Annotated in this window: 10 protein-coding genes; 4 read left to right on the forward strand and 6 right to left on the reverse strand. The window is 44.9% G+C overall.

All coding sequences use genetic code 11. The annotated features are described in order from the left end of the window. The first annotated feature begins 1 nt into the window (after position 1). Both BZA03_RS05115 and BZA03_RS05120 read left to right on the forward strand, forming a co-directional pair. Entirely contained in the window at positions 2–424 is a 423-nt protein-coding gene (locus BZA03_RS05115) for a DNA polymerase III subunit chi (RefSeq protein ID WP_110288160.1), read from the forward strand. 35 nt (positions 425–459) lie between these two features. Then, positions 460–3,234, forward strand: coding sequence for a valine--tRNA ligase (locus BZA03_RS05120; protein WP_110288161.1), 2,775 nt, complete (start codon positions 460–462; stop codon positions 3,232–3,234). A 213-nt stretch (positions 3,235–3,447) separates the two neighbouring features. Here BZA03_RS05120 and BZA03_RS05125 read toward each other — a convergent pair whose 3' ends face one another. Together BZA03_RS05125 and BZA03_RS05130 are read right to left on the reverse strand one after the other, a co-directional pair. Continuing rightward, a complete protein-coding gene (locus BZA03_RS05125) occupies positions 3,448–6,120 on the reverse strand; it encodes an ATP-binding protein (protein WP_110288162.1) in 2,673 nt (890 codons plus the stop codon). Between the two features lie 55 nt (positions 6,121–6,175). Then, on the reverse strand, positions 6,176–7,459 hold the full coding sequence (locus BZA03_RS05130) for a PotD/PotF family extracellular solute-binding protein (RefSeq protein ID WP_110288163.1): 1,284 nt from the start codon (positions 7,457–7,459) through the stop codon (positions 6,176–6,178). A gap of 187 nt (positions 7,460–7,646) precedes the next feature. On the opposite strand from BZA03_RS05130, the gene BZA03_RS05135 reads away from it, so the two are divergent. Together BZA03_RS05135 and BZA03_RS05140 are read left to right on the forward strand one after the other, a co-directional pair. Continuing rightward, positions 7,647–8,495, forward strand: coding sequence for an SPFH domain-containing protein (locus BZA03_RS05135; protein WP_014950598.1), 849 nt, complete (start codon positions 7,647–7,649; stop codon positions 8,493–8,495). Between the two features lie 71 nt (positions 8,496–8,566). Then, complete coding sequence (locus tag BZA03_RS05140; protein ID WP_014950597.1) at positions 8,567–8,776, forward strand: hypothetical protein; 210 nt, start codon at positions 8,567–8,569, stop codon at positions 8,774–8,776. Between the two features lie 119 nt (positions 8,777–8,895). On the opposite strand, the gene BZA03_RS05145 is transcribed toward BZA03_RS05140, so the two are convergent. The 4 genes from BZA03_RS05145 to BZA03_RS05160 form a co-directional block, all read right to left on the reverse strand. Continuing rightward, positions 8,896–10,371 (reverse strand): sensor domain-containing diguanylate cyclase, encoded by a 1,476-nt coding sequence (locus BZA03_RS05145; protein ID WP_110288164.1) that lies wholly within the window; start codon positions 10,369–10,371, stop codon positions 8,896–8,898. Between the two features lie 167 nt (positions 10,372–10,538). Then, complete coding sequence (locus BZA03_RS05150) at positions 10,539–11,354, reverse strand: choice-of-anchor H family protein (RefSeq protein ID WP_110288165.1); 816 nt, start codon at positions 11,352–11,354, stop codon at positions 10,539–10,541. 116 nt (positions 11,355–11,470) lie between these two features. Beyond that, positions 11,471–11,869, reverse strand: coding sequence for a ribonuclease E inhibitor RraB (gene rraB, locus BZA03_RS05155; protein ID WP_014950594.1), 399 nt, complete (start codon positions 11,867–11,869; stop codon positions 11,471–11,473). A 32-nt stretch (positions 11,870–11,901) separates the two neighbouring features. Next, positions 11,902–12,627: a 1-acylglycerol-3-phosphate O-acyltransferase gene (locus tag BZA03_RS05160; RefSeq protein WP_039226140.1), complete on the reverse strand. Its 726-nt coding sequence runs from the start codon at positions 12,625–12,627 to the stop codon at positions 11,902–11,904. Positions 12,628–12,663: the final 36 nt, after the last annotated feature.

Below are 12,663 nucleotides of genomic sequence, written 5' to 3' on the forward strand. Positions count from 1 at the left end.
CATGCCACAAGTGATATTTTATCAACTTACCAGCAGTGACAATGGTGTGGCAGGCCGCGCCAGCGAAGTTATTGCATCAGCGTTTGCCAATAAGCAAAAGATTAGCGTGCTGTGCGATACACAGGCGCAGGCTGAAGACGTTGATGAATTGTTGTGGCAGCTGCCGGCTGACCGTTTTGTTCCCCATAACCTTTATGGTGAAGGGCCGCAATCAGGAACGCCGGTGGAAATTTGTTGGCGGCCAGAGCAGGTAGCCAGACGACAAATGGTGGTTAATGTGGGGGCCGGTATGGTGCCTACACCCAACCAGCATCGTCAAATCATCGATTTTGTACCCGTGGACGAGAACGCCAAACAGGCCGCGCGGGTAAGATACAAAAACTATCAGCAAGCTGGATGCAACATGCAGTTTAAATCTGCATAAATCATTCGCGTTTAGCTTCAATTTGAGAGTGTGTAATGGATAAAACCTTCGAACCGCAGTCCATCGAGCAGCAATGCTACAAGTCATGGGAAGAGGCGGGTTTATTTAAAGCTTCAGGTAGCGGCGACCCTTATTGTATTTTGCTTCCGCCACCAAACGTTACCGGTAGCCTTCACATGGGCCATGGTTTCCAGCAAACCATTATGGACGCCTTAACCCGTTATCACCGCATGAAGGGCGACAATACGCTATGGCAAGTGGGTACTGACCACGCCGGTATTGCTACCCAAATGGTGGTAGAACGCCAACTTAACGCTGAAGGCAAGACGCGCCACGATTTAGGTCGCGAAGACTTCATCAAGAAAGTATGGGAATGGAAAGAGCACAGCGGCGGAACGATCACCGGTCAAATGCGCCGTCTAGGTACGTCTCCTGACTGGTCTCGTGAAGTGTTCACCATGGACGAAGACCTGTCTAAAGCCGTAACGGAAGTGTTCGTTAAGCTACACGAAGAAGGCCTTATTTACCGCGGTAAGCGTTTGGTTAACTGGGATCCAGTGCTTCACACAGCAGTATCTGATCTTGAAGTACTAAACGAAGAAGAAGACGGCCACATGTGGCACATGCGCTACCCACTTGCAGATGGTAGCGGTGAGCTAGTGGTTGCGACAACGCGTCCTGAAACTATGCTAGGTGATACCGCGGTTGCGGTACACCCAGATGACGAGCGTTACCAAGGCTTTATCGGCAAAGAGATTAAGCTACCGATCACTGGCCGTTTAATTCCGGTTATCGCCGATGACTATGTCGATCAAGAATTCGGTACAGGCTGCGTTAAAATTACGCCTGCTCACGACTTCAACGACTACGATATGGGTAAGCGTCATAACTTGCCTATGATCAACATTCTTACCGACGATGCGAAAATTAACGACGAAGCGCCAGAAGCGTATCGCGGTTTAGATCGCTTCGACGCCCGTAAGCAAATTGTTACTGATTTAGACGAACAAGGCGCATTGGTTAAGATTGAGCCGCACAAGCTTAAAGTGCCGCGCGGCGACAGAACGGGTGCGGTAATTGAACCGTACCTAACCGACCAGTGGTATGTAGCCGTTGAGTCTCTTGCTAAGCCTGCAATTGAAGCGGTTGAAAGCGGCGAAATCCGTTTTGTGCCAGAGAACTGGAACAAGACTTACTACCAGTGGATGCACAACATTCAAGACTGGTGTATTTCACGTCAGCTGTGGTGGGGACACCGCATTCCAGCGTGGTACGATGAAAACGGCAACGTTTTTGTTGGCCGTACCGAGGAAGAAGTACGTGAAAAACACGGCCTTAGCAGTGACGTAACACTTTCACAAGATGACGACGTTCTTGATACCTGGTTCTCAAGTGCACTATGGCCGTTTGCGACCATGGGCTGGCCAGAAGAAACGCCAGACCTAGAAACCTTCGTGCCGTCTTCAGTGTTAGTCACCGGCTTTGACATCATCTTCTTCTGGGTTGCCAGAATGATCATGATGACCAAGAAGTTCACGGGCAAAATTCCGTTTAAAGACATCTACATTACTGGTCTTATCCGCGATGAGAACGGCGATAAAATGTCAAAGTCGAAGGGCAATGTGCTTGACCCAATCGATTTGATTGACGGTATTGATATTGAGTCGCTAGTTACTAAACGCACCGCGGGCATGATGCAGCCTCAGCTTGCTGAGAAGATTGCCAAGCGTACCCGTAAACAGTTCCCTGATGGTATTCAGGCCTACGGTACAGATGCACTGCGCTTTACTTTTGCAGCTATGGCGTCAACCAGCCGCGATATCAACTTTGATATGGCCCGTGTTGAAGGCTACCGCAACTTCTGTAACAAAATTTGGAATGCATCGCGTTTCGTATTGATGAACACAGAAGAGCACGATACAGGTCGCGACGGTGGTGAAATGGTGCTTAGCATGGCCGATCGCTGGATTTGGGCGAAGTTCCAACAAACGCTGGTAGAGTTTGAAAAAGCGCTTGAAGACTACCGTTTCGACATTGCGGCACAAACCGTTTACGAGTTCACCTGGAACCAGTTCTGTGACTGGTATCTAGAGCTTACTAAGCCAGTGCTTAATAATGACGCCAGCACCGAAGCTGAAAAGCGAGGTACACGTCATACGCTTATTAACGTACTTGAAAGCTTGCTTCGCTTGTTGCACCCGCTAATGCCATTTATCACCGACACAATTTGGCAGCGCGTTGTGCCACTAAGTGCGCTTAAGGTGGAAGAGGGCGCAAGCATTATGGTTCAGGCATTCCCTGAAGTTGATGCAGCGAAACAAGACGACAAAGTACTTGCCGATATCGAGTGGGTGAAGAAGTTTATCGTGGGTATTCGTAATATCCGTGGTGAAATGGATATCTCACCAAACAAACCGCTTAATGCGCTACTTAAAAACGTAAGCGACGAAGACGCGCGTCGTCTTGATGCGGCTAAGGCATTCCTAGATAAGCTTTCTAAGCTTGAAACCGTAACTATTTTGAAAGACGGTGAAGAAGCGCCAGCCAGTGCAACAGCGCTAGTGGGCGAGATGGAAATTCTTATCCCAATGGCTGGGCTTATCGACAAAGACGCAGAGCTTGCTCGTATTACTAAAGCCATGGAGAAAATCGAGAAAGATGTTTCTCGTACTCGTGGCAAGTTGGGTAATGAGAAGTTTGTAAGCAATGCGCCTGAAGCGGTAATTGAAAAAGAACGCGCTAAGTTGGAAGAGGGTGAAAAAGCCCTAGCCAAACTTAAAGAGCAGTTCGAGACCATTAAAGCGCTTTAAGTGCAGCCCCTAGAACGGGGTTTATCGATACAAATTAGAAGGGTTACCGAAAGGTAGCCCTTTTTTATTAGCGATTTAACAGGCCCTAAACATAGCGCGTTTGTTCGAAAACCGTTCCTGCATTCTCACACTTCGCTAGGAAGCTTGCCAGCGCCTATTGAGTGGGTAACTATTTATGCGAATTGGTATACGAACCTATCTTTACGTTGGCGTTTAGAGCTGTTTGCCTAAGTACTGTTTTAACATGCCTATCAATGATTTTTGCTTTATTGGCTTGGTGAGGTAGTCGTTCATACCGGCGTCTATCGCGCTTTGTTTATCTTCCTTCATTGCATTAGCCGAAAGGCCGATAATAGGTACGCCAGTAAAGCCTTTTTCGCGGAGTTGTGTGGTTGCCTCATAACCGTCCATCACCGGCATTTGTACATCCATCAATATTAGGTCGTACTGCGGGGCATTTTCTACTTTTTGCACGGCTTGCTTGCCATCTTCTGCAATATCGAAAGTAAGCCCAAGATTGGTAAGCATTTCTCCGGTGACGAGTTGATTTATATTATTGTCTTCTACTAAAAGCACGTGGCCTTCTAGTGATGTTGCTTCCGCTTCTTCACTAAAATGATGTCCGTTATAACTTGCATCTTTAGATATCACCTGATGAACAAAACGCTCAAATTGTGCAGGTGTGAATGGATGCATGATAAGTGGGCCTTTCCATAGCGTGTCATATTTAGCTTGTAGCGCGCTGCCTGCACTTTCCATTACCAGACCTACCGACTTCCCTTTTTCTAGCAAGGTGTTTAACCAAGCAATATTCTGTCTGAATTCACTGAACTCATGGATATCTACAATGATATGTTCAGGTAAAGCGGCGGTATTTTTGGCATCTTCTATTGATAGCGTTGATTTAGTTGGCAGCTGTATCTGGTTGCAATAAGCCGCAGGCAGCAATGCTGCTTCAGTAACATAAAGGCTATCAACAGGTAGCTGGGGTGTTTGTTCAAGCACGCCAGGTTGGTTTTTAAATGCTTTCAGCGGCAGTTCAACTTCAAACGTACTGCCTTTTCCCATAGTAGAAGTGGCATCAAGGCGGCCGTTCATAAGTTCAGTAAGCTGGCTTACAATCGCAAGGCCAAGGCCGGTACCGCCGTATTTTCTATTGGTTGAACCGTCTGCTTGAGTGAAAGGCTTAAATATTCTATCTAACTGGGCTGCACTCATACCTATGCCGGAATCGGTGATTCGCATGGTAAGGTTTAACACGTTCCCTTTTTCGTTCAGGCTGCCATCAAACTCAATATCTATACGTCCTTGCTCGGTGAACTTCACAGCATTGTTGCCTATATTCATAATTATTTGGGCAATGCGCAGTGGGTCGCCAATTACTTGCGGAGGTATCTTTGGATTTACCGTAAAGTGCACCGATAAGTTCTTTTCTTTTGCGCGTAGTGCAATGACTGCAATGAGGTTGTCGAACAGTGAATGCAAAGAAAAGCTCACTTCCTCAATCTTCAATTTACCCGCTTCAATTTTTGAGAAGTCGAGAATATCGTTAATTACGCTCAGTAATATTTGCCCAGAATACGCTGCCTTGTCGAGATACCCTTTAACAGTAGTGGACAGCTCTTGCTGTTGCGCCAGTTCTATTAGCCCGATAATGCCATTCATCGGCGTGCGGATTTCATGACTCATATTGGCTAAAAACATACTCTTTGACGCGGTTGCTTGCTCCGCTTTTATTTTCGCCTCAGTAATCGCTTTATTTAAGCTTTCAAGCTGAGAGTTCATGGTTCTTGCTTCATCTAGCAGTTTTTCTGTCTCTCGGTTTTTATCACTAAAAACAAGCGCCGCTTTTGCTAGCTTGCCAATCTCATCTTTTCGGCTGCTGCCAGGAATATTGGAAATTTGTACGCCTTGGGCAAGTTTGTTGAAAACTTGAGTGATAGAGCGGATAGGGCCCAATATGCGAAACATGGCAAACAGCGCTGCTGAGAGGGCGAGTAGAATGGCAACAAGAGAAAATAACTCTCCGTTACGCTGTGTGCTTTCAGCCAGTGTGTAGGTGCGTTGAGTCGCAATTTCAGAGTCTGAGGTTACTTTTTTGGCTAGCTCACCGCTCAAATAGAGGAATTCATTGGCAGAACCCGCCATCACTACGTTAACCAAGAATAAATTACCTTGGGTTATCTGGGTTAGCTTAACGAAATCGGCTTTAATTTTTTCCGACAATCGCTCCACTCTTTCCTGAAGGGATGTATTTTTCGTTAGCGTTAATTTGCGTAGTGAATCTGCGGCTTCGTTGAATGCTCGAATAAAACCCATGTCGGGTTTCATCAGATATTTCAGCATCGCATTTTCTGCTCGAATAAGAAGCGTCTTTGCCTGTTCTTCAGAGGCAGCAGAGATATCTCCGTTTGCTTTAGCGTCACTCAGTATCTTTTCCAGTAACGTAATATCAGATAGGGTGCCTCTTGCAATAAGGTTATCCCTTTCAGAGCGCGCATCGACAACTTGAGTAAAATTCTCCTGATAGGCGTTAAGGTGCTCCTTCATTCTTGAAAGGATATGGTTGTCTTCCTGTATTTCCTTGTCTTCGTCTACCAGGGCTAACTTGTCGAGTTTGGTGTTAATAGTCACCATGAGTCGACTGAAGCGAGTAATGGCTGATTTGCTCGCATTCTCTTTGAATATGAGCACGTTGCGCTGTAAGTCCACCACATCCCGTTCAAGTTCCTTAACAAGTGCAACATCAACTACTGCCTTTGACGCTGATGCCACGCCTTTGTTTAGGACTTCTTGGTTTTCTCTAGCAATAAACCCCTGTGCCAATATAAGCGCTATAAGAGCGAGTAGCACGGTGATAAGCTGAATTCGAATTGACGATAACATGTGAACTAAAAAAGCCTTATTCCATTAACGTTATGGGTTTTTACTTAACGCAACATTATGCAGTGATGAATTCGTACCACTTCTGCAAACTGTATTCGTAGGTTGGCATAACGGTATTCCATACGGCAACATTACTAAAACGCTCTTCATAACTCCCACCAGTGCGCTGGGCGCCTTGTCTAACACTAATATTTCCGTCGGGCCCTTTTAGCGGCTCTGATGCTACTTGCCCTTTGTACCAGTAATTCCATTCGGCGTCTGAAAGATATTGAGCTGAACGTTTAGGGTTGGAAATATAGTAGCCTTGTCTGGCAATAAATGCGCCAGGCCACCCCGACAGCCACCAGTTCATATACTCATAAGCCACGTCCTTTATTCTACCTTGTGTGGCAGAGGACATGCACATTACACCGTGCCATCCGCGGTAGCCTTCTTTCGGTGCTGCAAACGTAACCGGAATATCTTGACCGTTCAGTGCAGAGACCGCAGGCGAGAACATGCTTTCGATTGCAACCCGTCCACTTTTCATGAACTCAACAGACTCAGGGACCGAGGTCCAGAATCCATTGAAATGGTTTAACTGAGTCAACTCTATAAGTAAGCTAAACAAATCATCAAGTTCATACTCGGTCATGGCACCGATATCTTGGAATTGAATGAATCCTTTAGCTTGTGCGGCAAGTGCTAAATCGAAAAGTCCGATAGTGGGGTCGTTGACTATGCCCACTTTTCCTGAATAGCGACTGTCTAAAAGCCAGCCCCAGCTTTCTTCTTGCCCTTGCAGTTCTTTGGGTAACTTTGATGTGTCATAGCCAAAAGAGTCAACATTGTGCACATAAGGTAAAAAACTAATTGTGTCAGTATGGTTGGCGCCCAGAGTGCCGTCGTCCTGTACATTAATAATTTTATGCGGTGCGTCGCCAGCGCCCATTCGCGCGTTCTCGGTAAGTTTTCCGGTCTTGCTTAAATCGTTTATTTCTTCCCAATACTGAAGGCGTTTCTTCTCTATGGGCTGAATAGCGTGAGCGCGCCACAATACATTAATGCTATTAGACCACTGCTCATAAAGGTCGAATGACGTGGGGTTCATCGACGCCTTTTGAAGAACGGTTGCACTGCCACCTGGCTCAAGCTCAATTTTAATGCCTAAGTCTTCCATGGCGCGCTGACGAATGGCTTCTTGAAGCGTGACATGAGTGCCTAATACGCGCAGCGTCGGTTTTTCTTTTCCGATTGAAAAAGGGGTAATGCCCGCAGTAAGACCAAAGGCGAGACCGCCCTTTAACAAGGTACGGCGCTGGAAAGAAGAAGCGACGTTTTTATCTGAGTTTGAAGGCATTAACGTACGTCCATAGTAAACGATGACCCTCCATTATTCTGGCATCTATTTCATAGAGTTACCAAAAAATGTTACCCCATAGTTAAAAATAAAATGTTGCTTTGACATATTTGGTAACACATCAAAATTAGCGAGTAGTTAAATTCTGTATTATAAGGATATCAAAATGATATCAAAGGTGAGTGATATGAAAGAAAAGAAAGGGTTTTCGGTAAACGGTTATTTGATGATCTGTGTTTTGCTAGTCGCACAGGTTGCTACGTTTTTCTATGCAGTGTCGGGTAACCCCGAAGCTGGTGTAATTCTAAGCGTTTTAGTGGGGAGTTTGTGGTTGGGCTATTTCATGGTGCAACCCAACCAAGCTAAGGTCATGACGTTTTTCGGCAGCTATGTAGGTACTGTCTCTGATGTTGGATTACGCTGGACAATTCCTTTGTTCCGTAGAGCTAATATTTCTCTGCGCATAAGAAACTTTGAAAGTGCCAGAATTAAAGTTAACGACAATCAAGGAAACCCCATTGAAATCGCCTCTATTGTCGTGTGGAAAGTGAGCGATACTGCTGAAGCAATGTTTGACGTAGACGATTACGAAAGTTTTGTGCGAATTCAAAGTGAGTCCGCGATCCGCAATATGGCAAGTAGCTTTCCTTACGATCCGCGTGACGACGAGCAAGCGGAAGTCGCACTTCGTAGCCACCCAATAGAGATATCAGCGCGTTTACAAGAAGAGATCCAAGCTCGCCTTGCGAAAGCTGGGATCACAATTTTGGAGTCTCGTATCAGCCACCTTGCCTACGCGCAAGAAATAGCAAGTGCCATGCTTCAGCGTCAACAAGCATCAGCTATTGTGGCTGCCCGGAAGCAAATTGTAGATGGTGCTGTGGGAACCGTAGAAATGGCACTTCAGCGATTAAATGAAAAGGGTGTAGTAGAGCTTGATGAAGAGCGTAAGGCGACGATGATCAGTAATTTATTAGTTGTGCTGTGTGGTGATAAGTCGACGCAACCGGTTATTAATACAGGTACAATCTACTAGCTCGTTTTTTTAATTTAAGTTTGAAATTGTAGTGCCGCAGCGATGCACTGCGGCACATAAGGTTTGTGATTTTGGCAAAGAAAAAAGCGTATCCACTTAGGATAAATGAAAATGTACTTGCCGCCATGGAGCGATGGGCTGCCGATGACTTGCGAAGTGTAAATGCGCAAATAGAGTATGTATTAAGACAAGCGCTAGTGAAGCAGGGAAGAGTGAAGCTGGTAGAAAAAGTGGTAGTAGAGGTTGAAGGTATTGAGCCGCCTGACGGGGGAGAAAACTGAGCAACGTGGCTGGACAGCCAAATCGATGCTGAGCTGATAAGCTAACGATTTAGGTTATTAAAGGTGAGCCGTAGTGAACAATATGCTCATGTAGCGTTACCACGAATCAATATTAGCTTTTACGTAACATGATGAGGTCTAGAATGAGACTCTGTGCCAGCTCTACCATCTTCACAGGGTTCTAACCCTTCGTTATCGATATCGTCATAACATTCGCACTCTATGGTATTGCGACCTTTATTTTTGGCTCTATAAAGGGCTTCATCTGCATCGCAAAGTAGTTGCTTTATGCTTGCCTCTTTCAAGTCGCTTACATATACCGCCCCCAAACTAAGGGTAACTTGCCTTCCTTTCAACGGAGGATGGGTTTCATGGAGAATGCTGACTTTCTCGCGAAATCTGTCTAATAGTTGGCGAGGGGAGACTGGACTTGTTAGTACCATACAGAACGCAAACTCTTCGCCACCTATGCGCCCAATGGCATCATCTTGACGAAAAAATTGCTGCATTGTCTGAGCAACGATGGTTAATACGTCATCGCCAAATCCGTGGCCATAACTATCATTAATAGTCTTAAAGTGATCAACATCGGCGATGCCAATCAACATTGCATGTCCATTGCGTTTTGCGAAGTTTAAAGACTTTGCAAATGCGTCTAGAAATGCCCGTCTATTTGGAATGTTCGTGAGCGCGTCATAATATGCCAGTTTCTCTAATTTATGATTGGCTGAACGAAGCTCGCTGGTTCGACGGTTAACCAGGCTTTCTAAGTTCTGCTTTATTTTCTTAAGTTCTGCATTGCGCTTATCTAGCTGTTCAGATTGGAACTTCATTTCGCTAACGTTACGCTGAACAGCTGCAAAATGGGTGACTTCACCGAATTCATTGGTAAGCGGGAATATGTTCATTTGAACCCAGAAAGGTGTGCCAGACTTCGTATAATTTAAAAGTGTTTCGGTACATGGGCGTTGATCAATAAGTGCCTGCCGAATACGCAGCGTAGAGGCTTTGTCGGTTAGGGCACCTTGAAAAATGCGAGGTGTCTCACCCAATAACTCCTCAAGACTATATTCAGTATGTTTACACAATGCTTCATTGGCATAGATGATTTTAGGAGAAAGCGGGGCATCGATATTCTGAGCTTCCGTTACCAAAATCATATCTTGTGAATGTTGAACAATATCTTTGTAAGAGAAATCACTAATCTTTGCCGTGATATCAGTGAAATAAACCACTACAAAAGACGGTGAACTGCCATTGACCTTGTACTTTTCGGGATACGCGTTGACATTAAACCACGTTATTTTATCGGTATCTTTATTTATCGTTCCCAATATTCGGTCATTTATAGCGGTGCTAGTAGCAAGCACCTGGGCAATGGGAAGTTCGTGGTAAGGTACTTTTCTGTTTTGCATGTCAATGAACTCCCAGGAGTCCACGTCTAAGCTTTTCTCTTTAAGTTTATCTATACTCAATCGAAGCAGCGTTAACGCAGCGGGATTGGCATACTCTACAACGCCAGTCGCATTGTGAATGACTACGCCAATTTGCGTATTTTCTAATAGATTGAACAAGTTAACATTGTCGATGCTCATTGCACTACACCAATTGAAAGCGTCAGTATGTACAGTTTTCCTTGGTACATTGGCGAATCAACGTTAATTGGAAAAGAAGGTTTATATTATATAATAGACTTTAGTATAAAAAATAGCCAAAAGCTGCAGGTGCATGCAGCTTTTAGCTGATTAACTTTCCAAGATAGTTAGCAGTGTCGGCGTCTAACAGTTCGTCTAACAAGTACAATGCCACCTAATAGACACAGTGGGAGTAAAGACCATGCTCCGCCATGCTCTTCTACTATGACTACCGTATCTTCAACCACATATTCATTATTTTCACTTTCAAGGGGAAGATAGGCGAGTGCACTGTCATCATAGGCATCGGTATACGCCACAAGCATTTCGGTATCTGCATCATAAAGCTCTAATAGAATGTCATACTCACCGGGCGGATAGCCAGAAACTAATGTGCTTTCAATGGTAAAGGTATCTGTTGAGTCTTCTGAGTAAATGTAAAATTCAGACGACACGTGAATAGACTCGTATACGTCGTTTTTGCCCAAATACAGAACCGCGTATACTGGCGCGCGAGTGAAAATGGTGTCGGCGTCAAACTCAATCGAAAACGTAGAGTGATAACCATCGTAATCAATGTCCTGCTCAAGCGTTACCCAGCTTTCATAAATCCAAAATTCATTAATACTGCTGACTACGATATCGCTAGAGGACTTACTCACGGTTAAATGCTGTTGATGCTTACCCGCCTTGGCAAGGGACTGTTGAGCAGTCTCAACGTCATCAACAGATTGAGTGATTGTTTCTTCGCTTGTCAATGCACCTGAGGTTTTAGGCAGCAGCGATTCAGCGGCAACAAATGGTTTGTCGTAACGGTATTCGTTAGAGGTAACGCTTTTGTTTTGTGCGCTATTTTCGGTACTGGCATGCACAGGTGACATAATCGCAAGCTGTATTGTTGCAATAGCAGAATATGTAGTAAGTGAGAAAAGTAGCTTTTTCATCTGTCCATCCTTTTCCAATCGATAATGACAGTGTCATTGTTGACGGAAAAAGATGAACAAAAGCTGAAGGGGAACTTAACGCCTTCTCAGTTAAAGCGGTGAGGGTGCCTTAGAGATCAGTCGTCGAAGTAGTGATCTTCTTCTTCGTATTCACCTTCTTCACGCGGCTCGAAGTAAGTACCCCAACCGTCGTAGGTTACATCATGCTTGTCGGCAATTTTAAGCAAGGTGTCAGAGTCCGCATTGAGTTTTTCAATATCTAGCTTTCGCTCTGCAACCGCGTCGAAGCAGAAAATGGTTTCGCCATCATCAAGAATAAGCTCTTCTGCGTCGGTGACTTCAAAACCAGCTTTAAACGCATCAACAGCTGCCTTTTCTAGCACGTCGAAGTCAGTGCTGGCGAAGTGGTGCTCAATGGTATAGTCGGCATCGGCTTGGCTGCCGTCTTCTAGAAGGGCATCAATAGTTTCTTGGTTAAACTCGTACCACTCTTCTCTTTCATCGAACTGGGTCATAATAAACACTCGTTAGCAATTTTGACGCAAGTTTACCTGCTTTTTTCCAGTTCATCGACCTGTGTATTAAGCGCATCAAACTTTTGTTTCATTTCATCGTTAAAATGCACCATCCACTCTTTAATTGTCTTGTCCTCGCTCAAAGCCTGAGGGGCGGCAATATCAATAAGCACAATGCCGTTATCCCAACGGTTCCATTTTACTTTATTGTGCAAATTGCTGGCGGTTACCATAACAACCGGTTCGTTGGTGGCCTTAGCTAAGCGAAATGCACCTTGCTTAAAAGGTAATATGCCTCTGCCATAGCTTCGTGTACCTTCTGGGAATAGCCATACCGACGTTTTCTTTTTCGCAATGCGTTTTGCAGCAATGTCGAGTGTATTACGGGCCTTACCTGAATTCTTTCTATCAATCATGATATTGCCTGACAACCAATAGATTTGGCCGAAAATAGGGATCCACTTTAAGCTCTTTTTGCCAATGGTTACCACGCCAGGCAGTGCAGCTTTACAGATAGTGATAACGTCGAAACTGTTTTGATGATTGGCGATGTAAACGTAGGGCTCGTTTATTTTAACCGCAGGATCTTTCTTTATAATAATTTTGAGACCTACGACCTTAGCCATAAGTGAATACATACTACCCGCAATATGCACGTTATCTTTGTGAAAAGGTCGTGCGATACAAACAATTAGCAGAACGATGTTAATGAGTAAAAAGGCGATAAAAAGTGCCGGAATGCGGAATAAAGCGATCAAAACAACTCCTAGATACAATTGACGCGCGCAGTATAG

Origin of the sequence: Alteromonas sp. I10 (assembly GCF_003201515.1) — a bacterium.
Taxonomy (GTDB): Bacteria; Pseudomonadota; Gammaproteobacteria; order Enterobacterales; family Alteromonadaceae; genus Alteromonas; species Alteromonas macleodii.